The sequence below is a fragment of the Chitinophagales bacterium genome (assembly GCA_041392475.1).
In the GTDB taxonomy this organism is placed as follows: domain Bacteria; phylum Bacteroidota; class Bacteroidia; order Chitinophagales; family UBA2359; genus JAUHXA01.
In genome coordinates, this window is sequence record JAWKLZ010000002.1 from 1,281,971 (window position 1) to 1,306,044 (window position 24,074).

General features: G+C 39.8%; 11 protein-coding genes. 4 read left to right on the forward strand and 7 right to left on the reverse strand.

Going from position 1 to position 24,074, the window contains the following annotated elements:
* Positions 1 to 50: 50 nt before the first annotated feature.
* The 4 genes from R3E32_18540 to R3E32_18555 form a co-directional block, all read right to left on the reverse strand.
* Positions 51 to 1,010: a succinylglutamate desuccinylase/aspartoacylase family protein gene (locus R3E32_18540; GenBank protein MEZ4886733.1), complete on the reverse strand. Its 960-nt coding sequence runs from the start codon at positions 1,008 to 1,010 to the stop codon at positions 51 to 53.
* A gap of 5 nt (positions 1,011 to 1,015) precedes the next feature.
* Positions 1,016 to 2,968, reverse strand: a complete 1,953-nt coding sequence (locus R3E32_18545) for a CBS domain-containing protein (protein MEZ4886734.1) — start codon at positions 2,966 to 2,968, stop codon at positions 1,016 to 1,018.
* A gap of 188 nt (positions 2,969 to 3,156) precedes the next feature.
* Complete coding sequence (locus R3E32_18550; protein MEZ4886735.1) at positions 3,157 to 14,826, reverse strand: T9SS type A sorting domain-containing protein; 11,670 nt, start codon at positions 14,824 to 14,826, stop codon at positions 3,157 to 3,159.
* A 505-nt stretch (positions 14,827 to 15,331) separates the two neighbouring features.
* Entirely contained in the window at positions 15,332 to 15,727 is a 396-nt protein-coding gene (locus R3E32_18555) for a hypothetical protein (GenBank protein ID MEZ4886736.1), read from the reverse strand.
* A gap of 160 nt (positions 15,728 to 15,887) precedes the next feature.
* Between R3E32_18555 and R3E32_18560 the strand changes: the two genes are divergently transcribed.
* The 3 genes from R3E32_18560 to R3E32_18570 all read left to right on the forward strand — a co-directional run bounded on the left by R3E32_18560 (position 15,888) and on the right by R3E32_18570 (position 17,998).
* Entirely contained in the window at positions 15,888 to 16,358 is a 471-nt protein-coding gene (locus R3E32_18560; protein MEZ4886737.1) for a hypothetical protein, read from the forward strand.
* Between the two features lie 28 nt (positions 16,359 to 16,386).
* The gene (locus R3E32_18565) at positions 16,387 to 17,049 is read left to right on the forward strand and encodes a hypothetical protein (protein MEZ4886738.1); all 663 of its coding nucleotides are present in this window, start codon (positions 16,387 to 16,389) and stop codon (positions 17,047 to 17,049) included.
* 76 nt (positions 17,050 to 17,125) lie between these two features.
* On the forward strand, positions 17,126 to 17,998 hold the full coding sequence (locus R3E32_18570; GenBank protein ID MEZ4886739.1) for an alpha/beta hydrolase: 873 nt from the start codon (positions 17,126 to 17,128) through the stop codon (positions 17,996 to 17,998).
* A 43-nt stretch (positions 17,999 to 18,041) separates the two neighbouring features.
* On the opposite strand, the gene R3E32_18575 is transcribed toward R3E32_18570, so the two are convergent.
* The gene (locus tag R3E32_18575; protein ID MEZ4886740.1) at positions 18,042 to 18,962 is read right to left on the reverse strand and encodes a diacylglycerol kinase family lipid kinase; all 921 of its coding nucleotides are present in this window, start codon (positions 18,960 to 18,962) and stop codon (positions 18,042 to 18,044) included.
* A gap of 1,319 nt (positions 18,963 to 20,281) precedes the next feature.
* On the opposite strand from R3E32_18575, the gene R3E32_18580 reads away from it, so the two are divergent.
* Entirely contained in the window at positions 20,282 to 22,717 is a 2,436-nt protein-coding gene (locus R3E32_18580; protein ID MEZ4886741.1) for a TonB-dependent receptor, read from the forward strand.
* 64 nt (positions 22,718 to 22,781) lie between these two features.
* Here the strand turns inward: R3E32_18580 and R3E32_18585 are convergent, their stop codons facing one another.
* Entirely contained in the window at positions 22,782 to 23,447 is a 666-nt protein-coding gene (locus R3E32_18585; protein MEZ4886742.1) for a hypothetical protein, read from the reverse strand.
* Positions 23,448 to 23,486: 39 nt separating this feature from the next.
* Positions 23,487 to 24,065, reverse strand: coding sequence for a sigma-70 family RNA polymerase sigma factor (locus R3E32_18590; protein ID MEZ4886743.1), 579 nt, complete (start codon positions 24,063 to 24,065; stop codon positions 23,487 to 23,489).
* Positions 24,066 to 24,074: the final 9 nt, after the last annotated feature.

A 24,074-nucleotide genomic window follows, 5' to 3' on the forward strand; every position in this document is an offset into this window, starting at 1 on the left:
TTCAAAAAGGTATGTTTACATTCTTGTAAAAGTAAGAATGTAAACACATATCATTCTATCTCTTTGACGATAAAAAACCCATCTTTTCCTTGAGCTTGATACAAGGGCATCAGCATAATACCGCTAAATGGCGCACGGATTTCACCTCCTTTGTCATACGCCAATAATTGCCCTTCTTCTACTTCCTGAAAGTTGTCAAACCCTTCAATCATCTTGAAACAATCTTCTGGCTGAATAGCATGACGGTATTCATACTCCACAGTGCGAGGCAAACCTTCCCCCAATTCGTACAACAGTTCTTTGTGGTTCTCAAAAAAGGGAATTTCTGTAGCTTCTATGCAACCTATATATACCAAAAGTTGCCAAATCGCTGAAATAGTTCTGGTTACAGAACTCTCTGCATCATGTTGTCCTGCCTCAAAACAAAAAGACTCCAATCCTAAACCACTGAAATAATTGAGTGTTGTTCCCGATATAGCTTTATCGAAGCCCATAATGACAGGCACCCCCAAACTTTCGGCCAGAGTACGGCTGTTTCCCATTGAAGTCGCAATCGAATAAGCTACCCCATCGGCAGAAGTCGTATGTAAATCCATTAATATCACCCGTCTATTTAGAGGGTGAGAAATGATTTGCCCTAAGATTTCTAATAATTCTTTTTGCTCTTTATCCTCTTCTCTTAGCTGGTTTTTTGGAGTCTCATTGATGCGCTTTAAATTATCCAAACCCCATTGCCTGTTCAAATCTTTGGAGAGAAACCTTTTTTGCTTTGAAAATGCCTCTAGATTTCCTATGAGTCCAATCATTTCTCCTGATATGGGTAAATTACACTGCTTCAATTGATGAAATACCGTTTGAAGTGCTTTTACTCCTGCAGGTTCATTACCATGAATAGCCCCCATCAAAATCAATAGGGGCCCTTCTTGATTGTTGGTATAATTTCCAATAATTCGTTTTTGAGCATTGATAGAGATATTTATCTCTTGTTCCCCAAACATTGTGGTTCTCATCTTAATCACTTTTTTTCTTGTGCATTCTTCACTTTGAAGTGCTTATAAGTTAATCGCCCAATCACCTTGTGGTAATCCTGTTCTGTAATAATTCCCATCAATTGATCATCCTGAACTACTGGCAAACATCCAATTCCTTCTTCTTGCATGATTTCCAGTGCTTTACTAATGGGTTCGCTCGGCTTGACAACAACGGGATTTTTTATCATCAACTCTTTGACCAATGCAGAACGCTTTGTTTCACCATTCTCATTATTGCGGTAACACTCCAACAAGTATCTCCTCAAAATGCGGGAGGTCATCAACCCCACAAGTTGACCATCCTTGTCTTCAACAGGAACATATCTAAGTTTGCCCCAGTTCATCATATCGCCTACCAATTCAAATACGTCTTCTTCTTGTACGGTCATCAAATCTGTCTCCATAAAATCTTCCACCAAAAAAGAGTGAGGTTCCCATCCATTCAAGTCTGTTTCGTCTGCCAAAGACCATTTGTGTACAGGATTCTTCATCAATTGTTGACGGTGCATAGACGCAGTAATCGCAGTGATTGCTTCCTTTGAAGACACTTGTTTGGTCAGTTTTGCATAAGATTTCAACATCCAATTCGACCCATTGAGATTGGTTTCAGCCCTTTCTTCAATGACATTCAAATACATATCAATATCTTTTTTATCTATATTTGCCTTTTGCAGTCCTTCTCTGGCAATTGGAATCAATTCTTTTATCAACAATTCAGAAGCATTGATAGGCTTATCCAAACCAACCCAGTTAAACTTCGAATTCATACCACTCCTACAAGCCAATAAGAAATTAGCCTGTGCATCATCAAAATCCATTTCTTTTGAAATATCTTTGTACTGATCTCCAAAACCATTCATCAATCCCAGCCAAAGTGCGGCGTTTGCCATTTCATCTTTCACAGTAGGTCCTGATGGCAACACCCTGTTTTCTATCCGTAAATGTGGTACTCCATTCGCCACTCCATAACAAGGTCTGTTCCAACGATACACCGTAGAATTGTGTACCAAAAGTGAGTCCAAAATTGGAATTTTACCTTCCTCCAATTCCAATAAAGGATCAGGAGTTTGAAGCGAACTTCCCAACAATACCCGAAACCTCATGATGTCTTCTTTGTAAATTTCAAGGATAGAATTTTTAACCCATTGATTTCCAAACATCACTCTTGCGCTTTTGTTGCGCAAATGCCGTCCACTTATACGGGTATCTACTGCCTGTTGAAACAGAGCAATCCGTGTTTCGTGCCAAAGTCGCTTACCAAATAACATAGGAGAATTGGTTGCAATCGCCAAAGCAGGCCCTGCAATTGCTTGTGCAGTATTGTACTTAGAAGCAAAATCTTCGGGTGTCACCTGCAAATGTACCTGAAAACCTGTATTGCACGCCTCCAACATAGGTGAATCATGCTTTGCCATCAAATGGTCTATTCCTCTGATATTCAATTCCAAGTCTTTCTTACCCCTCAAATCACTGATAGCATACATTAATGCTTTGTAGCGTTCAATCGGCGTAATACTATCCATAGATAAATCCAATCGACTAACTGTTGGCAAAATACCAGTCAGAATAATATGGTTGCCCATTTTTTCCGCCTCTTGAATAGCCAAATCTACCAAGAATTGAATATTTTTATCCATTTGACTCAAGCAGTTGCCTGTAAAAATCAGAGGATGAACATTCGCTTCAAGATTAAACTGTGCTAGTTCGGTAGTGAATAACTCATGGTTGATATTCTTCAATAGTTCCAGATTTACTTTAGCTGGCTTCCAATCTTGATTCACAACACACATTTCCTGCTCTGCCCCAATTCTGATGGGTTCTTTCTCAAACATATCGGACTCTATCATCTTGTCTAAAGCCCGGACATCTTTCAAAATATTGACTACAAAATTTTGAAGCTCTTTTTTAGTAGGTAGTTTAACTTTTTCGCTGCCCATTGTATCCTGTTTTTAGTGATTCACATTTATGATTCCCAAGTTATCATTTTTTTCAAATTACCCAAAACTTTTATTAAAAGTCTATAAAAAACGAAAAGCCTGCAACACATAAGTGTTACAGGCTTTTCTATTCAGAATAAGTAGTTCCGAAAAATCGGAACTACCTATGTGTCATCTATTTATCAGGATTACTCCTTAACAAATTTAGTAGTAGCTACTTCTTCACCATTTTTGATGGTTGCGAAGTATGTACCAACAGGGTAAGAAGCTACATTCAATGATACTTTGTTAATACCACCTTCTGTATCTACATCCTGAGTACTCATCAATTTACCAGCTACGTTGTGAATTTGGATAGTAGAAGTACCTTGAGCCTTAGTAGTGAAGTTAATATTAACTACACTGCTTACAGGAACAGGGTAAACACTTACGATACCAAATGCACGCTCGCCTCTTACTAAGTTGATTACTTTAGTGTAAGTAGCCTCACCGTCAAAAGCAACAGCTTTGATACGGTAGTAGCTCATTCCACTTGGAGCAGATCTGTGTAAGAAGTCGTAGATAGCAGCCTCATTAGAAGTACCAGCACCATCAACTGTACCGATAGGAGCAAAGTCTTTACCGTTAGTAGAATGTTCTACTACGAAGAAGTCGTTGTTTTCTTCAGTTGCAGTAATCCAAGTAAGGAAGTTACCTTCTGTTTGAACTTCACCGTAGAATTCGATGAAATCAACAGCCAACTTAGTACAAGCAATCTCTCCACCAGCTTCGAAGAATTCGTTACCAGCAGCATCAACTACGCTAATCTCGTATGGGTTACCATCTGTAATTACTACAAATGTGAAACCTGCAGCATCCAATACTTCGTTAATAGCACCAGAGATAGTATAAGGAGCAGTACCACCATTCACTGAAATGTTCAATGTATAAACACCAGTTTCTTCAGCATTGGTACAATCTCTCTCTACTTGTACGATCAAGTCGCCTTCTTGAGTGATAAAGATTGTTACAACTGCTTCAGTAGTGTTACCGTTACAATCAACGATTTGGTAAGTGAATGTATCCTCGGTACAAGTAGTTCCAGCATTAGCAACATAAACAACAGCACCTGTTTCAAGGTTGATGTCCATGATAGTACCACATGAAGGATTCACCAAAATACCTACTACAGAAAGACCACAACCAGTATCATTCGTTAGAATGTTAATAGTCACAGGCTCACCAGGAGTAGTAACTCCAACATCATTCACAGCATCAATTTCAGTAGTGCAATCAGGAGCAGCACCAGCAACAGTCAATGGCTCACAAGAAGGAATCAATGGACTGTCATCGATAGTGAATGTGTATGCTTGACCAGCAGGGATAGACGCACTTGTAAAGCTTTCAGGAGCAGAAGCACCGTTCACACTGTAAACACCGTTACCACCAGAGATAGTAAATGTTACTGTGTAAGAACCATCAGAAACGTTACAAGTTGTTTGAAGATCACTTACTGACAACTCTTGGTAATGGTAAGTACTTGCAGCCAATGTAGCAGATTTACATCCATCAGCAGTAGTAGCGATAACATAAATAATTCTTGGTCCAACAACTTCACCATTCACCCATACATCACCAGATGCAGGAGTAGCAGGAATAGTACCCGCAGCATCCAAGTAGTAGTTGTAAGTAGCACCTGCTCCGCCACCAGTAGGGGCTAAGATGATGTTACCTTCACCACATACAATGGTTTGAGAAGAAGCAGAAATCAAAGAAAGAGATACATTATCAACAATCTCAACTGTTTGAGGAGCAGACTCACAACCGTCAGCATTTACAGCAACTACTGTATAAGTACCTGCACTTAAGCTTGCAGAAGTACCCATGATAGCACTACCATTAATGAATACAGTTGAAAGACCATCTACACCAAATGTAACAGTTGTGAAAGACTGACCAGTGATGTTATCAACTTTAGGACATCCTTTCGTTACTGTTAAGCTTGCAGCAGCAGGCACTTCAACAACAAATGGAGCAGATGCACAACCAGTAGTTGTAGAAGTTACAACAACAGTCACATCTCCACCAGCTTGGAATGTCAATACACCTTCTGCCAAGTCAATGTCACCAACAGTTACTACGTAAGTATCGTTTGCATTAACAGGCGCAATTACGATAGTAGATTGACCATTTTCGTCAGGACAGCTAGCAGTAGCCGTGAAAGTTACTGGGTCGCTTGTAGAAACAACTTTGCTTCTAGACTCACAACCTTTAGAATCTTTCACTCGGATAACAGCATCACCAGCAACAGCAACAGTCAAATCATCAACATCGCCATAATCACCACCATTAACAGATACTTGGTAAGGACCAGTACCACCGTTAGGAACAACTGTTACAGTTGAATTGCCATCAGCATCTGGACAATCAGATACAGCGTCAAATCTAACTGCTTCATCAACAGAAATTTCCAATGGAGCAGATGTACAACCTTTTCCGTCTTTCACTACTACAGTGTTGATTTCACCACCAATCAATACGTTCAATGATTGGTCAGGAACGAAAGCAAAGAACTCACTATCATTGATAGATACACTGTAAGGACCAGCAGTCGTTACATTGGTAATCTCAATACTAGCATTACCAGTTGTAGGATCAGTACAACCAACTAAGTAGTCATAAGAAGGAGATTCGTTCACAGTTACAGTTACTTCAACTGCGTCACTTTCACATACTTTGTTTACGGTAACAACAGAGAAAGTATAGTCACCAGGACCATCTACTACGCTACCAGTATCAAATACGTCGTTATTTTGAGTTTCACCTTCATATACAAGGTTACCAGCACCATCATATACATTGAATGTAACAGGACAGTTACAGTAAGAAGGATTACCCACTAATTCCAATACAGGAGCATCTTCACCATCACAGATAGCTGCGTTAGTAGGAGTTACTACTGGAATATCAGGAACGTTATATACATTGATTACATGTGTTTCTGCTTGACCGCAGTTAGCACCACCACCTTCGTAAGTAACACTGAATGAACCGTGATCAGCATTTTCGATATCAGCATCAAAAGTAACTACTTCAACAGTACCAATAACAACAGTACTGAAAGTTACAATTGTGTCAATGTTTAAGGTATCACCGCTTGCACCATCAATAGTAAATACGAAGTTACTATCTGCTACTTCTTCAGTGATTTCTTGTTCTTCTACAGTTACAGTAGAGTTAATGTCAGAAGTCCATGTACCACCTGTTTGTGCAACAGTCAAGGTCAATGGTAAGTCATTTTCACATACTGTAAATCCGCCATCATGTGTCCATGTAGCATTGAATACATCAAATACATTCACGTGATGCAATTCAGTAGAAGTACAACCATTTGCAGCAGTTACTGTGTACTCTACAGCTACATAACCAGCAGCAGTAGGAGTCCATACATTACCCATAATAGCTTCGCCATTTACAGTAAATGTACCGCCAGCAGCACCCAAGACAGCAAATGTGATGTCACCATCAGCCATACATGCTTGACTTGGTACGAAGAAGCTTGCACTTGGAGAAGGAAGAACAGTTACACTTGCACTTGTCTGACCAGAACAGTCAGCAGTAGTGAAAGTAAGAACTGTAGTACCAGCACCAGCAGCAGCAGGATCAAATGCGAAACCGCCTTCAACTGCAATTACACCAGCACCAGCAAAAGTACCATCTACATTTGCACTCAAAGCAATTACACCGTCAGTAGAACATACAGTAGTAGGAGCTTGAACAGTTACCTCTACAACATTAATAGTAACATTATCAGAAATCTGACATGCGCTATTGAAGTTAGTAGTGTAAGTCACAGTCCATGAACCAGCACCAGCAGCAGCAGGATCAAATGAGAAGTTGCCAGTCAAAGCACCAGAAGCATCTGTTGTAAATGCACCAGAAGCAGGAGTACCAGGAGCTAACAAGTTCACCAAGTTTACAGGGCCGCTAGTAGAACATACTGTCAATGCACCATCAACTAATTCAGCAGGATCAGAGTAGATAATGTTAATCAATTGATCTCTTTGATCTTCGTCTGTATTGTTATCGATACAAGAAACATCATCAGTTGCTTCATCAGCATCACCTACGTTCGCATTAGGAATGTCGTAAGTAACCAAAATTGGAGAGAAATCTTGCAATCCAGCAGGATCAAGTGTCCAGAATGGATCAACAGGTACTTCACCACCAACTGCACCTTGTACAGCAGAAAGATCCAAGTCAATGTTACCATCAACTGTTGCATCAGAGCTACCAAATGCACCAACATAGTGACATTGTTCGTAGTTTACAGCAACAGATAAAGTAGCAGTGAATGTTCCATTTTGAGTAATGTTGTAGCAAGAATCAGCACCACTTGGAATAACTGGGAAGTTCAATGTTTGACCAACCGCAGCAGCAATGTCTAAGTAGTAAGTTCTTTCTGCAACTTTAGTAGCTGCACCGTCAAAGGCAAAATCACAACCCAATGGACCGTTTCTATTACCAACAGCATCAATTAATGTGAAACCGTTTACACTTGCACCAGTTACAAGATCAGTAACTACACCCAAGCTAGCTTCACCAGGCATACAATTCACACGACCTGGGCTTACGCCACAACCGCTTGATTGACATCCTCTATCACTTTCGTCATAGTAACAACCAGTTCTATCACCCAATTCCCACTGATATACAAAACCGCCAGTAGCAGTAGCTTGTACTAAGAAATCAGTAATGATATAGTTATCTGGTAAGTCTTCGTCACTAATTGTTAATTCAATAGTACATGGAGCAGCTTCAGAAATATCTTCATCTAACTGACAGTTGTAGTAACCGAATGAGTTAGAGAATTGATTTGCAGTTACAGCTGTTTCTTCTGGACATACTGGAATTTTAACAGCACCACCATTGAAGATTGTAACCCATGCAGTAGCACCAGGAATAAGTGTTCCCGTTTCATCAGTACATGTACCACAACCAGAAACAAGAGCAGCAGGAAGCTCGTTACAGCTCACTAATTGTAATGAACGTAAGTCACCAAATCCAGCATCCAAACTGTCAATAACTTCAGAGAATTGTTGTTCGAATGGACCAGCTTCTGTAAAGTCAGCTTGGTTTTGAACACAAAGTTGCTCACCCCAGCTCAAGAACTCAAGTGTTTCACCTGTCAAGTCATCAGCAATAGGACCAACGTCTGAACATTTGTTGTAAAGACCAACACCAGAAACGCTTTCGTCGATGTCCAAGATTGGGAACCAACGAGAACCAACTTTAGAACGTCCTCTGTTAGTAAATGCATCGCCAGAAGTCAAGCGACCAGTTGCGTCATTGCGACACTCTGATTCACGTTCCCATGGGAATACATCGTCAGTAGTAACACATCCGTCAGTACCAGTAGTTTGTTCACCTGGATCGTAATCAGATTGACCATCTCTGTCTTTGAATACCAAGAGGTCAGTTCCAATATCTACCAAACCATTTCCGTTGATATCAATGTAGATACCACCAGCTAATGGGCTTACAGGAACACCGTCTGGGTCAATAAAGCCAGCAGCACAATCAGCATTGATGTTGATTGGAGAGAATGGAGTTCCACAAGGACCATTGTAGTTAGGAATACTATTTGCAAGAGCATTGTCTTGCGGATTAGGAATAGTATAGAATTCTGTAGGAGCAGTGATAAACTCAAGTTTAGCTCTTGTTGCAGGAAGACGTAAGTCTAATGCACCAAAACCAGGAACAACACTTTGGTTGCTACCATCTAAACGGAATACAGTTGTACCATTGAAACCATAGTAGATATCTTCACTATTACCATTTGGTGTATAGTCATCATCAATAGTTCCATAAAGGTTCATGTAAACCAAGTTTTCAACATCTGTACTTACAGGAATACCATTTCGGCCGATATACACTACGTCGTAAGCCAATGATGTAGATTGTTGTCCACTAGCAACCAATGTAGGATCAGGACGGTAGAAAATCAATTGGTAACAGCTAAGATCTGTACCAGTCAAACCTGAAATTTCAACACCATCACAGAATTTAACAGTTACGTTATCAGTTGCAGGGTTGTAGTCAATGAAAGTAACTCCACCGAATCCACCAGCAGCAAATGCATCTTGGATGTAGTTGTATGTCACACAGTGCTCGTCCGTACTTGTTACATTCTTACCGAAGTAGTTCAATTCAGAGATGAACAAAGAAGGAATGTTTTCATCACACTCGATATTTGCAGTGAATGTATGAGAGCCAGAAGCTTGAACTGTGAAAGGAACGAAAGATACTGTTTGTAGAATCCAATCATTCATATTTTGTACACCATCACCTTCACATATAAATGCAGGTGCTTGCCAGTACTCTTCATAGTCCATCATAACGAACAAGTTCACATCTGAATCAGCACACAATGCCTCTGGAGTACCGCTTGGTACTTGGTAAGTAAAGCCAATTGGTAATACTTGATTTTTAGTGAAATTGAACAATACTCCTGCATCGCTATCACCATCAGAACCAGCTGTATAAACAGCACTCTCAGTTGCAACTAAGCCACCTACGAATAAAGTAGCGTCGAAGTGAGAAAGGTCTAAGATGTCACCATTTGGAGAAATGTAGTCGAAGTAGTTTTCTTCAGCAGAAGAATTCAATGCACATCCTAAAGTAAAGTTACTGTAGCTAGCATCACCAGGAGCCAACTGTCCCCAGTTCAAGAAACCAGGAGATTGATCTTCAGCAGTATTTACATCGTTTGCAGGTTGCAAACAAGGTTGATCATCATCAGGATAGTTCAAATTAGGATCAAATCCAGTAGTGAAAGGAACAACCCAACCAGCATTAGTAAACTGGAGTGATTTGTTAGGGTAAGTAGTACCATCATCCACTGCATTTACATCAGTAGTAGATAATCCAACAGCAGGACCATCAGTAGCTGTAAAGATACCGAAGTTGCTATCAGTTAAGTGTGCTTTTGCAGGATCACCACCATAACCAATAAATTGAGTTACAGTCATGTTAGCCTCACCGAAACCGTCAATTGCATCATCACCGTTTTCATTAACGTTTGTTGCATCACCAGTATCATACACACCTTCTCCGTTAGAGAAATCACCTTTGTAAACAAGAGCGATAGCAGCAGGTCCCATTTTTAGACCTTCCCATACTTGAACATTACAAGGATCGTATCCAAGGTCAATTGCCAATGCACCATAGCTTGCGCCATTAGCAGCACTGTAAGTAGGATTGATAATCCAGTCACCAGCAACACCTTCTTCAACTGAAGATACTAGGAACACGTCAGGATCACCACCAATTTGTGGACAACCAGGTCTTCCAAGCACATCTGGAGAAGTGTACCATTTGTCATTAGTTGGTGTATCAGGATCGTCATAACCAGGAGTACTTGGATCGATATCCATAATCCAACCATATCCCAATTCTGGAGAAATAACCGCATAAACACGACCATTTGTTTCACCAAACTGAGGAGTATCGTTTACTACATATTGATTAGGCTCATACAAGACAATCAAGTAATCTCTCAAGTCAGTACCAGCAGCACCAGCAACCTCAATGAAGTCACCCGTAGCAATTGAATTCGTTGCAGTTTCAGAGTATTCAATCTCATTGATAAACGCACCACCATTGGCAGCTTGAGCACCGATACCAGCAAATTGGAAAGTACCACCATTGATAGCAGGACCAGCTTGCAAATATTGAGTCAAATCAATTGTATAATCATCTTCTGATTGGCATACAATATTGTCTTCCAATGTAGGAGTAGAAGGAACAATAACAGTGATTATTTCTGTTGCAGAACCACCACAACCATTGTCAGGACTTGGATAAGTGTAAACGATAGTCACAGGACCAGCTACATCAGAAGCAGTGTATTCACTACCTACCAAAGCAGCACCGTTTACAGTGAATGTACCAGTTTGATTACCTGCTACATAATCCAATAAATCAATTGTTTGACCAGCACACAAAGAACTTGGCAAATCAAAAGTAGCAGTTACAGAACCTACAACTGTGATTGTCAAAGTTGCAGAAGCAGCACAACCTGGAGGAAGTCCTACATTATAAGTAACAGTGTGAACTCCTACACCAGCAACAGCTGGATCGAAAGTGCTACCTGTCAAAGCAGTAGCAGCAGAAGAAGAGAATGAACCTCCAGAAGTAGAAGTTGCACTCAAATATTGAGACAAATCAACATCACCGTCACCAGTACATACAGTTACAGCAGTCGGATTGAATGCAGCAACAGGATCAGCATAGAAGAATAAATCTTGCTCAAATGTATCTGTACAACCATCAGGAGTTGTTACAGTGATAATGAGGGTATTTAAACCAATTTGCAATGGAGCACCATTTACTACAAATGGATTAGGAATGATGTTAGTAACTGTTCCAGTGAAAGTAAATGAATCACCTGTGTTAGTAAATGTAGCAACTGTTACATTGCTAGAATTTACCACACTGTATGGACCAGCACCCAAGTTAATTGGAGCACCACCGCCAACAGTAACATCTGCACCGTCATAAGTCAATACATCACCAGTAGTCAACATAACAGTAGCAACTGTTACACCACCATCTTGGATAGTAAATGTTTCAGTAGTAGGAACTGTTTCAGTAGTTTGGAACTGACCTTGGCCACCATTAGGAATAACCAATGTAGTACCATTCAATACTACTGTATAAGTATTAGCAGCTACAAGCGTGTTAGGCAAAATAGTCAAACCATCTGCAAAACAGAAGTTCAACTCATCTGGAGCAGGAGAAGCCAAAGTAGCATCAGGAGTAGGAACAACTGTAACTGTGAAGTTAGTAGTTGCAGCACATTGTCCTTCGATACCTACTGTATAAGTTACATCATAAGTTGTTGCACTACCTACTAATAAAACATCACCAGGTCCTAAAACTCCACCAACTGCATTAACAGTTGCAGCACCACCTGTATTGGTGAATCCACCACCAGGAGTAGTACCTGCACCCAAGAATTGAGTCAAGTTGATTAAGTCACCTGCATCTGCACATACTGTTTGACTATTAGAAGTAGCAACAGCAGTACCGATAATATAAACATAAGTATTGTCTGAATCAGAACAAACACCATTTGTAACAGTGTGAGTAATTTCATACAATCCATCTAAACCAGTAGTAGGGATAACAGCACCAACAGTACCACCATTGAAAGTAATAGTAGAAGTACCAAGAATAGTACCTGTAGGAGTTACTGTGATATCATCACCAGCACATACAAATGGCTCAGCATCTACTGTAAAGCTTGCATCTACGGCTCCGTTGATAAGAATGTCAGTAGTAGTACCAACATAACAATCAACAGCAGGACCATCAACACCAGCAGCAAGATCCATGAAAGTAACACCAGCAGCAGGGTTAGGAGTATATGTAATGGTAACAGTTGTACCATCAGCAATACCACTAATATCCAACATAGTACCAGCAGCAGTAGCTGTTACAGTACCTGCACTTGCAGTCAATGTACCAGGAGCAGCACCAGCATTCAAGTATCCGCTTAAGTTCAATGGACCTGCATCAGAACATACAGCAGCAGGAGCAGTCAAAACTGCAGCATCACGAGATGGGAATACAGTAATGTGGAATGTTTGACAATCTTCACACTCATCGTCACCAATACAGTATTGAACAGCAACAGTGCCTACCAATCCAGTTGGGTCAAAAGTTGCAATACCACCAAAGTCTGTTACACCAAGTCCACTGAAAGAACCTGCAGTAACTAAGCCATTAAAATCAGCTGCCAATTCTTCTAAGAACTGAACGCCTGCATCTTCACATACTGCTACATCAGCAATAGCTGCATCACCAGCGAATTTCACTTCAATGATTTGGCTCAATACATTAGTACAAGCACCCAAGCCATTGTTTTGTGTATAAGTGATGGTAAATGTACCAACACCAGCAACAGCAGGATCGAAGGTAGTACCAGCTACACCAGTACCCGCAAAAGTACCAGCAGCTTTGTCAGCACCTGTTACAACTGCATCCAAATCAACAACTCCGTCTGTCAAACAAACATGGTCAACTAAGTCGAAACTTACCTGTGTATTGTTGTTATCTACAAATACAGTAAATGTAGAAGTAGCAAAACATGGAGCACCAATTCCAGCATCACCTACTGTGTAATCAATGTCTACTTGAATTGTTCCACCAGCAGGAATTGCTAGAGGATCGTAGTGCAATACATTGCCGCCAATAAAGTCAAATTGACCAGCTACTGTATTGAAAGCAAAAGTACCACCAGGAGTAGTATTCGCTAAGAATGCTTCAGTCAAGTTCACTTGACCAGAACCAGTTGCACACAATTCAACATCAGTAGTAGTAGCATCTACATTTGTTACAATAGTAACACTATGAGATTGAGAAGCTACACATTGCTCGTATCCTACAAATGAAGTAATAGTATAAGTACCAGGAGGTAAGCTTGTATCGAAAGTAGCAGTACCGTCACCATTGTTTACGATACCAGGACCGTCGAAAACTACAGCTACTTGCAATTCAGCTGCAATGCCATTGTTTGGAGCATCGATGAAGAATACATCTTCCAAAGCAGTCAAAGCAGGAATAACATCTTCATCCAATACGTCAGGCTCAATAGTGATAGCGCCACCATTCGCACCTTGACATACAACCAATGGCAATGGATTCGCATTAGGAGCGTTTCCACCATCAAAAGAAGCAATGAAAGAAGGATATACGTTTACGATTTGTTGGTCGATAGCTTGGCAGTCGATGTCTGTTCCAACAACAAAGAATACACTGTGTTGTCCAGGACCAGCAAGGAAAGGATCAAAAGCAGCAGTGTTGTTGCCATTGTCCACAACATATCCAGCGAAATCACCAAAGAATGTACCAACAGGTAAATCATTTACCAAAGGATTCAAAGGATCAGTAACAGGACCTACATAAGGAGCTCCATTAGGATCACCATAAATTGTTACAGCAGCATCAAATTGACAATAGTCATTAGACAAAGCCAAAATCTCAGCTTGTGGCGTTTCGAATTGACCGCTTACAGTACTCTCACATCCGTTTGCATCCTGAACAGTCAAAGACCATACAGTATTAGCAGGTACGAACAAAAGAGGATTAGGGAAAGCGATAGGATCGCCAGCCATGTAAGCTGTAGTCAAACCAGCATCAGAATATACTTCTGTTGCAGCATTTACAGTGTAAGGAGCAGTACCACCTGTCACATCTAATGCAGGAATTTGTGCTACATCAGGAGAGATACAGTCATAGTTGGTTAATGGATTGATTCCATTAGGATTAAGAAAGTTTCCAACTATGTCAAATGCAGCTGAAGCTGCAGTTGTTGGCACAGCACAGAAATCCTGACGGATAGGTAAACCGTCTGGTGTAGGATCTGTACCTAAGTACACATCACCAACAGCAGTATAACCTACACCAGGAGCCAATGGAGAACCTGTAATAACAGGGGCATTGGTACCTGCAGGCGTACCAGCGGTAACTGTACCGTCAGCAGCAATGCTGATAGTCACTGCATTCAACAATGCAGGAGTCAAAGACTGAGCAGGATTACCTTCAAAAAGGACAGTTGCTATATTGCCACCATCTGTGATGGTAACAACGTAAGCACCATACAATCCTGCCGCTACACCAGTAGGAATATCTACTGCTGATAATCCGATGTCGAGACCACCTACTCCTGGGCATACAACTGCCGCATTCGTAGTAGGAGCACCTCCGGCATCACATTGAGCGAAAGTTTGATTGGTAGTAAGCGTAAGGCAACAAATAATGGCAATCAACGCAGCCATTTGCCCTAAACCTACTCGGAATAAATTTTTCATCATGTACATCTTGGTTTTGGAAAGTGAATAAAGAAAAAATAATTATAAAATAAATTAAAAATTGTTTTGTCGTTTTCGTGTCTTTTTAGGAATACGCCAAAACCCCTGAGAACAGTTTTGTTCACAAGAGTCGCAAAATAAACTAATAAATTGGAATTTTTGAAGCATATCTCTGAAAAAACTAAAATTACTCATTCAATTAGGTACTATTTTTCTTGAAAAAGAACGCAGCCAGTATTTTGCTACGAAATATCATGCTATTATTATCCTTTTCAAGTTCAATTAGAAAAAAATGACAATAATTTTACAAAAATAAAAAGATGTGTAATTAAACGTTTCTTAATGAAAACCAGAGAGAATAGAATCATACAGAAAGGGCATCCACCCAATTTGTTTTGGAATGTAATAAATGTGGAGTCGTAAGAAAAAATAATTGTAGTGATGCAAAGGTAAGTATTTTCATCCAATTTGCAAGCAATACCTAAAAATATTTTTTCTTAGAAGAAATTTATTTACAGTTATTGACAATTGCATCATACGTTGCTTTGAACTCAGCATGCTTGTCTTCTGCCAAGCGCTTCAATGTTGCATCATAGCTTTTTTGAACCCTTGTATCACAACGCTCTTTATCAGAGTTAGCAATACAATTGCAGTAGGTTTTCCCCAAAGCTTCTGCTCGTTTCATCATCATAGATGTCACCTGTTCATCTGTTTTTGCAGCTTTACGTGACTCTATTTCTTCCTTTTTTTCTGGAGAGAGAGTAGTTGCATCACCTGATGCGGGTGCCGCTGTTTTTGCAGGGGCATTACTATCTGCCTTACCCGTAGTATCCGAGCTTTTACAACTCGTTCCTACACAGACGCTCAACAAAATACAAAAAATCAAAGAGAGATACTTTTTCATGTGTTTGTTTTTGAAATACTTCCTATACACTAGCAATAGACTAATAGAAGGATTTCTTTGTTAAGAAAATTATCTACTAAATTAAAGGACAAAGATACGACCCTTCGCCATATTCCCACAAAGATTTGTATTAAATTTGTGCTTCAAAAAACAAAATCTGATGAAACAACCATTTTTTCTCCTATTTATATTCATGACAATGCTTCAATTTTCAGCTTGTCAATCTGATATATCCGCTCATTTGAATGGAACAAATTGGGAAGCCACAAATTTTTCGGTAACAATGCCGAGTTATCGAAGCAGCGACTCTTCTTATGTAAAAAAGGCTGACAAAAGCAATTGGGAAAGTGTTTTACAGGGAAAACCTTCAAAGTTGCACTTCAATAGTGATGGCTCTTACAGTGAAGAACACTTCAATCTAAATAACGACCTTATTCTAACCTATCAAGGAGCTTGGGAAATAACGGGTGACTCTATTATTTTCAATATTCAAAAACCTGCAAAAATCAAACATACTTACTTGATAAGTTTAGATGATGCCAAATCTACATTGCAGTTGTCCAGAACCTATGACCATGATAGAGACAAACAAGCGGACGATCAACAGGTCGTGATTTATAAAAAACAATAAGGATTGCCACTAAAAACGACGTAAACTTATGAAGTCTATTCTACTTTCGCTAGTGCTATGCTCGGTTTTATTTGCTTGCCATAATAACTCTACAAAAGAAGATACGCATACAACAGATTATTCTGTAAGGGATCAAGCAGGGAATACCGAATGGCTTGCTATTCCAAACAAAAGTGTGGGTAAAATTACTCCCGATATGACCGAAGCCAACATCATTGAAGTCTATGGAAAAGAACAGGTAATACATGACAGTCTTCATGTAGGAGAAGGGTTTTTCATTCAATCTACTGTTGTTTTCCCCAATACGCCCAATGAACTGCGTATTGCATGGGAAGAGGAGAAAACCTTTGAAAAAATAGCTCGCATCATCGTTAAAAAAGAAAATGCGCAATGGCATACCCCCAATGGTTTGAAAATCGGTACTCCGCTTCAAAAAGTCATTGACCTCAATGGAGTACCCTTCAATTTTTGGGGCTTTGATTGGGACTATTCAGGCAGTGTGTCTTCATGGGAAGGCGGCAATTTTGATGGGCAAGGGATAGGTGTCCGATTATCATACGGCGTTGATATTCAAAACTTGGACCGACATGCTATTGAAGCAGTAGTGGGCGATCAAGAAGTTTCGAGTGCAGAACCCATTTTGAAGGATATGCAAGTCCGCGTATCAGAGATGTTTTTCTATTTCCCTTAGTTGATTACAGATTTTGTAGATTGCGCTGATTATTAAAAAACGATCTGCCTTATTATTTTAATTTTCACCTACTTATATGCAATTCTCTACTTGGAAACAAACAGGTAAATACTTCACCTACAAAGAAAAACACTCTATTTTTTACCAAGAAGCAGGTACAGGTGAAGTGCTGATTTTGCTACATGGTTTTCCGACTGCTTCATGGGATTGGCACAAAATCTGGCAACCTCTTTCAGAAAAATACCGCTTGATTGCTCCTGATTTCATTGGATTTGGCTATTCCGACAAACCTCAAAAATACAACTATTCGATTCACGATCAAGCAGATTTGATTGAAGCATTGGCAGCACATTTGGAACTGCAAAAGGTACATATTTTGGCACACGATTATGGAGATACCGTTCTACAGGAATTATTGGCGAGAGACATTGACCGAAGAAAAGCAAACATTTCAACAGGTTTGCAGCTCCAAAGCATTGTGCTATTGAATGGTGGACTGTTTCCCGAAACACATTTGGCGAGGCCGATTCAAAAGGCATTATTGAGTCCTTTTGGTTTTATGCTGACTCCTTTTTTAAGCAAAAAAATGCTGCGAAAAACTTTTCACCAGATTTTTGGCAAAGAAACACCTCCGAGTGAAAAAGAAATGGATGAATTTTACACTTTGATGGACTTCAAAAAAGGGCAGCGAATTTTCCACAAATTGATTCATTATATGACCAATCGAATCCAACATCGAGAGCGTTGGGTAGCAGCACTTCAAAATTCTCCTGCTCCCATACGAATCATTGATGGAGCAGCTGACCCTATTTCGGGTGAACACATGACCAAACGTTATACTGAATTGGTGGAGAACGCAGATATTGTTTTATTGAAGGAAATCGGGCATTATCCCCAAACAGAAGCTCCCGAACGGGTTTTGGTTGCCTATTTGGAATTTCGCAAATAGGCACACACACTTAATGTTTAATTTTAATATTATTTCCAGCCCTCTATCGCAATACCTTCAACATCTTCGGTAAAATCTCAAATTGAAGTGGAGCAAAACCCAACAATTCTCCATCGGCTTGTACATATAGGAGCGTTTTACCTGTTGCTTCAATGGAAATTTGGGTTGTTTGAAAATATTTCACCTTATGAAAGTGAATAAAACTGCCATCATACAAACCATTGAGTTGCCCTAAAACCTCCATTTTACTGGCTTTTTCGATGAAGGTGACATCAAAAAGGCCGTCATCTAATACAGCATTAGGAACAACTTTCATACCACTACCCAAATATTTACCAATCCCTACATTGAGCATAAAAATAGGTGTATCGGACTGAAATGAACCGCTTTGCAGTTGTATGGGTATATTTTGAAAAGAAACAATCCCCTTCAACAACTCCCAAAAATAAGTAAATTGACCAAATCGTTTGAGGGATTTACCCATCCGATAGGCAACATACCCGTCAAAACCTGCTCCTGCTACATTGATAAAATACCGATGTTCTTGCTCCTTATACTGATTCATAAATGTAACCAAACCAATATCCTGCAAAAAGGTAGTGCCATTTTGTAGAATATGAATAGCTGCTTCAAGCTCAGAAGGAATCTCCAAACTGCGAATCCAATCATTGCCTGTTCCAACGGGAATGACTGCAAAAGTAATCTCAGTAGAAGCTACAATCGTCTGATTCATGATGCCATTCGCCACCTCGTGAAAAGTGCCATCGCCCCCAACAGCCAATATATGGCGGCTACCTGTTTCAATGAGTTGCTGAGTGAGTTTGCTTGCATGACCTGCCGATTGGGTAAATGCCGTTTGGTGGAAGATGTTTTTTTGTTGTAGCAAAGGAGCAATTTTTTGATGCCATTGTTTTTCGGCTTTGCCACCTCCAGCCGTAGGGTTGATGATTACAGACCAGTTCATGTGTTGTGGATGAATAATAAATCAATGATGAGGCAAGTTAAGAAATCCAAGAATAAATTGGGGCGACTAACAAAAGAAAGAGGTTAAATTTGATAGGATTGTATGGATAATCAAGTGGGATTTACGATATGCGGTAAGGAAATGGCATAAAAAAAGTTGGTAGTTCCAAGCCACTGAAAACTACCAACTTTAGAAAAAAATGTGTGTTTGTTAAAATCCAAGCATCTACAACTTAAACTATCATGTCGTTGTGATGGTGCAAATATACTGCATTTTGGGCAGTCATTTATTCTGTTTTCGATAAGTGGCAGTTTTGTGATGATATGAGGCAGAAATGTTCGATTTTCGGTTCTATAGAAATCGTAAGTTAATGTACCTGATATAGTGATTTGATTTGGGGAGGTATCTGTAAGTAAAGATTTGAGGAAACGTATGGGTATAAAAAAAGTTGGTAGTCCCAAGCCACTGAAAACTACCAACTTTAGAAAAAAATGTGTGTTTGTTAAAATCCAAGCATCTACAACTTAAACTATCATGTCGTTGTGATGGTGCAAATATACTGCATGTTGGGCAATCATTTATTCTGTTTTCGATAAGTGGCAGTTTTGTGATGATATGAGGCAGAAATGTTCGATTTTCGGTTCTATAGAAATCGTAAGTTAATGTAACTGATTTAGTGAATTATTTGTAAGTAAGATTTGAGCAGACATATGGGCATAAAAAAAGTTGGTAGTCCCAAGCCACTGAAAACTACCAACTTTAAAAAAAGTGTGTTTGTTAATTTAATCCAAACATCTACAACTTAAACTATCATATCATTGTGATGGTACAAAGATACCGTATGTTGGACGGTCATTTATTTCGTTTTCGATAGGTGGTAACTTTTTAAAGATAAAAGGTAAAAATGTTCGATTTTTGGTTTTGTAGAAATTGAATCACAGGTCAACGCCTTTGATGTAGAGGTTTGATTTGAGGAGACGATAGGTACAAAAAAAGTTGGTAATCCCAAGCCATTGAAAACTACCAACTCTAGAAAAAAATGTGTGTTTGTTAAAATTACCCAAGCATCTACAACTTAAACTATCATGTCGTTGTGATGATGCAAATATAAACACTTGTGAAGGATTGCCTGTTTTGTTTTCGATAAACGGTAGCTTTGCCGAGATGCATGGTAAAAGCGTTCGATTTTCGGTTTTTGTGAAGTTCAAAAAAATGACTGACTGTGACACCTAACTATAAAGAGAAGGTCATATGTCGAAAATATCAGGAGTGATTTTTGCCTGTAATAGCTTAATCAGTCTAAAAATAAATGGTTTTATATGAGAGGGATAAATTTTACTTCTAAAACAATCAGTTGTTTCTTGTTTTTTTTATTGTCAATGAGCATTGTAGCTCAAACAGATAAAACCACTGTTCCACAGGTAGAACTCATTAGCAAAAAACCTGCAACTATTTTTACCCAAACTATTCGAGGACAGGTAATAGACCAATCTACGGGTTTTCCTCTTATTGGAGCAACAGTGAGCGTATTGCCAAGCAAACCATTGCAAGGAACGACTACAAATGCGGATGGGTATTTTGAATTGAAGGAAGTAGCCGTAGGGCGTTATCGTTTGAAGGTCAGTTTTATTGGTTATGAAGATTTTATTGTACCTGAATTACTCGTCACAAAAGGTAAACAAGTGGTACAAAACGTAGAAATGATAGCCAACCCTTACGACTTGGAAACGATTACCATTGCAGCAATGACCTCACCATCTGCTATTTACACAACTCCTGCCATTACCGTCGAAAAAACACGCCGATTTCCTGCCACTTTTTTTGACCCAGCTCGTGTGATCATGGCCTACCCTGGAGTCATCAATACCAACGATCAAGCAAACAATATGACCGTTCGAGGCAATTCTCCAAACGGTGTTTTGTGGCGATTGGAAGGAGTAGATATTGTGAATCCCAATCACTTGAGCAATGCAGGAACATTTGACGATCGAGCGACTCAAAATGGAGGCGGAGTCAATATTTTGAGTGCTCAAATGCTGGACGATTCTCGTTTTTTGATGGGTGCTTTGCCTGCCGATTTTGGAAATGTCCAATCGGGGATAATGGATATGCGGCTCAGAGATGGCAACAATGAACAAAGTGAATTTATGAATCAAATTGGATTAATTGGAGTTGATTTTGCAGCCGAAGCTCCACTCGGTAAGGGCAAAAAAAGCAGCTATTTAGCCAACTACCGTTTTTCGACCATTGGTTTACTTTCGGCCTTGGGCGTACAATTGGGCGATGAAGACATTACCTTTCAAGACCTATCTTTTAAGTTGTCTTTTCCGCTTCAAAAATCGGGTAAACTCAGCGTTTTTGGCTTTGGAGGTTTGAACAGCAATGTGTTTCAGGCAGAGCGAGATTCTACTATTTGGGAGTTTGAAAAAGACCGACAAGACATCCGATTTGACAGCAAAGTGGGCGCACTTGGAATAAATTATCACAAACCTTTGTCCGACAAAGTCCAGTTGAAGGTCAGCAGTGTCTATTCTATTGCAGACAATGAACGCAGTGCCGACATTTTGAAGGGAAGCGACTACACTCCAAATGACCTTGGGAAAGACAACCAAAAACTTGGCTTGTGGTCTTCAAAGGCTGAGGCAGATATTCCCCTAAACCCCAAACATCAATTCAAAATCACTACTTTATTCAACCATTACGATTTCAATTATTTCTCAACACAGGGTACATTTTCAGATATTCCTCTTGAAAAAGTCACTGCAAATGGTCAACTTCAAACCGTACAGTCTTCGCTGCAATGGTTGGCAAACATTGCCCCTTCGATTGGCTTCAATGCAGGTGTGAATATCCATACTTTTGTAGGAGATGCCTTCAATAGGAATGCGTCTATTGAACCGAGGTTTGCATTGAAGTGGCAAGCCGCTCCAAAAAGTGATGTGGTTTTGGCGTATGGTCAGCGCAGTCAAATGCAATTGTTCGGCACATATTTTTCGAGCATCACCGACCAACTCGGCAATACAACGCAACCTAATGAAGGCTTGGACTTCACCAAATCCCGCAACTATTCACTTGCTTACACTCAGCAATTATCAGAAAGTCAGTTACTTCGGATAGAATCCTATTACCAAGACTTGTACGATGTGCCTATTTCACAGACTGCCAACAGTTTTTCGGCATTGAATCTGATTGACGGGTTTGTGGACGAGGCTTTGGTGAATGGCGGAACGGGTGAAAACTATGGAGTTGAGGTAAGTTTGGAGAAATTCTTTTCAGATAACTGGTACTATTTGGTGGGCGGAACTTGGTACGAATCAAAATATGTGGGTTCGGACGGCATCAAACGTGATACCCGCTTCAATGGCAATTACAATTTTAACCTCACAACAGGCAAAGAATTTCCGTGGCATCGAAAGGGAAAAGATCGGGTTTTGAGTATCAATGCGGCATTTACATATGCAGGTGGATTTCGAGATACCCCGATTGATGTCGCCACTTCAATGGCTGCCGAAAAAACGATTTACCAACAAACCGAGGCTTTCACCATCCAAATGGAAGACTACTACAAAATGGATCTTCGGGTAGCGATTCGCCGCAACAAAGCGAGTTCTTCAAGGGTTTTGGCTTTGGATATCCAAAATGTGAGCAACCACGAAAACATTGCGTTTCAGTATTTTGACGTGCAGAAAGGTGAGATTGTAACCAAAAGACAATTGGGAATCATTCCGATATTGAGTTGGAGGATAGAGTTTTAGTTTGGAGAGTAGAAAATTTTTGTACGATATTTTTATTTGTATGTTCCAAACATACAGTAAAATATCAGCGCAACCCAGCCCATAACTCCTTCCTAACAAAAAACATCCCCATCACCACCAAATCATCCGCTTCAATGATTTTCCAATAATAACACCCTGCTTTGAAATCGGAGGAGGATAGCTCAAAAGTCACCTCCTTGTTTCCAGCATCGATTGTTTCCTCTATCAAAATGTCGTATTGATTGTTTTCAATCAAAATTTCGACTTCTTTCTGCAATGATTTTTCAAAAACAAAATGGATGGAAGCATCAGTGCAATTCACTTCATTTTCTGGACTAAGAAGTGTAAGAGCGCTACCACGAGTCGTTGCGGCAATGGCAGTCGTATAGTTGGGAATTGGGCGAAAAAGTTCGATGAATTGGTCAATCGTATATCCCAACTGTTTGACCTCTGCCTCAATAACTGCCCGTACTGTATCTAAACCACTGATTTTGCTTTCGGTAGTTTTTACTGCAATCGTTTTTTCCAAGCTTTGAAATTGCTGCTTCAATACCTTACGAGCATTTGATTGGATACTGGTTAGGAGGTCTTTTTGGAAAATCACAGATAGGGCAAAATCTTTGTCATCTGCCAGCAGTTGTTGAAAAACCGTTTGCTCTTTTGCAGACAAATGATTGGATAGATGTTTTTCGATTAATTCGAGTTTTTGGTTGTCTGTCAATGTAAACATAAGCCTCTTGGTTGAAAATAAAAAAGTGAGTAGGTGAATTTACAGTTCATCTTGTTCATACAAATCAGCTGCCATCGTTCGCAGTCTTTTGATGCACCGAACCTTTTGGTTTTTGACCACCGATTCATTTTTGTACTCCATCGCTGTCACAATAGCCTCTACCGAAAACTGTTGATAATAAAACAATTGCAGCAAAGTTTTGCAAGGTTCACCGAGTTTTTCTAAAAGCTGAACAATCGCTTCTTGGCGTTCGCTTAGTTGGATAGAATCGTCAATTTGAAGTCCATCAGCTACGTTTTGCAGCACCTCCAATTCTTCCGTTTTTCCCTTTTCGTTCCGAAAACGCTTCAACAAAATATTGCGCCCGATGGCAAACAAATAAGTTTTGACCGAACTTTGAAACTCAATAATTTTATTGTTCACCACATTTTCATAAAACGCAATGATGGTTTCTTGAAACACATCAATGCTGTCTGCTTCCTTGCAGTTGAACTTCCTCCTTGTCCAATGGATAAATTCCGCTCGATAGGTTTCATAAAGTTGGTTCAATACCGTTCGATTGCCTATTTTTATCTGCTGCAATAAGTTTGCTCCTGTTATTTTATTGCTTTCACTCATTTAGTACCC

Excerpts from the sequence above, each read along its gene's own strand:
- R3E32_18540 (MEZ4886733.1), bottom strand. The coding sequence starts at position 1,010 with ATGAGAACCACAATGTTTGGGGAACAAGAGATAAATATCTCTATCAAT.
- R3E32_18545 (MEZ4886734.1), bottom strand. The coding sequence starts at position 2,968 with ATGGGCAGCGAAAAAGTTAAACTACCTACTAAAAAAGAGCTTCAAAAT.
- R3E32_18550 (MEZ4886735.1), bottom strand. The coding sequence starts at position 14,826 with ATGATGAAAAATTTATTCCGAGTAGGTTTAGGGCAAATGGCTGCGTTG.
- R3E32_18555 (MEZ4886736.1), bottom strand. The coding sequence starts at position 15,727 with ATGAAAAAGTATCTCTCTTTGATTTTTTGTATTTTGTTGAGCGTCTGT.
- R3E32_18560 (MEZ4886737.1), top strand. The coding sequence starts at position 15,888 with ATGAAACAACCATTTTTTCTCCTATTTATATTCATGACAATGCTTCAA.
- R3E32_18565 (MEZ4886738.1), top strand. The coding sequence starts at position 16,387 with ATGAAGTCTATTCTACTTTCGCTAGTGCTATGCTCGGTTTTATTTGCT.
- R3E32_18570 (MEZ4886739.1), top strand. The coding sequence starts at position 17,126 with ATGCAATTCTCTACTTGGAAACAAACAGGTAAATACTTCACCTACAAA.
- R3E32_18575 (MEZ4886740.1), bottom strand. The coding sequence starts at position 18,962 with ATGAACTGGTCTGTAATCATCAACCCTACGGCTGGAGGTGGCAAAGCC.
- R3E32_18580 (MEZ4886741.1), top strand. The coding sequence starts at position 20,282 with ATGAGAGGGATAAATTTTACTTCTAAAACAATCAGTTGTTTCTTGTTT.
- R3E32_18585 (MEZ4886742.1), bottom strand. The coding sequence starts at position 23,447 with ATGTTTACATTGACAGACAACCAAAAACTCGAATTAATCGAAAAACAT.
- R3E32_18590 (MEZ4886743.1), bottom strand. The coding sequence starts at position 24,065 with ATGAGTGAAAGCAATAAAATAACAGGAGCAAACTTATTGCAGCAGATA.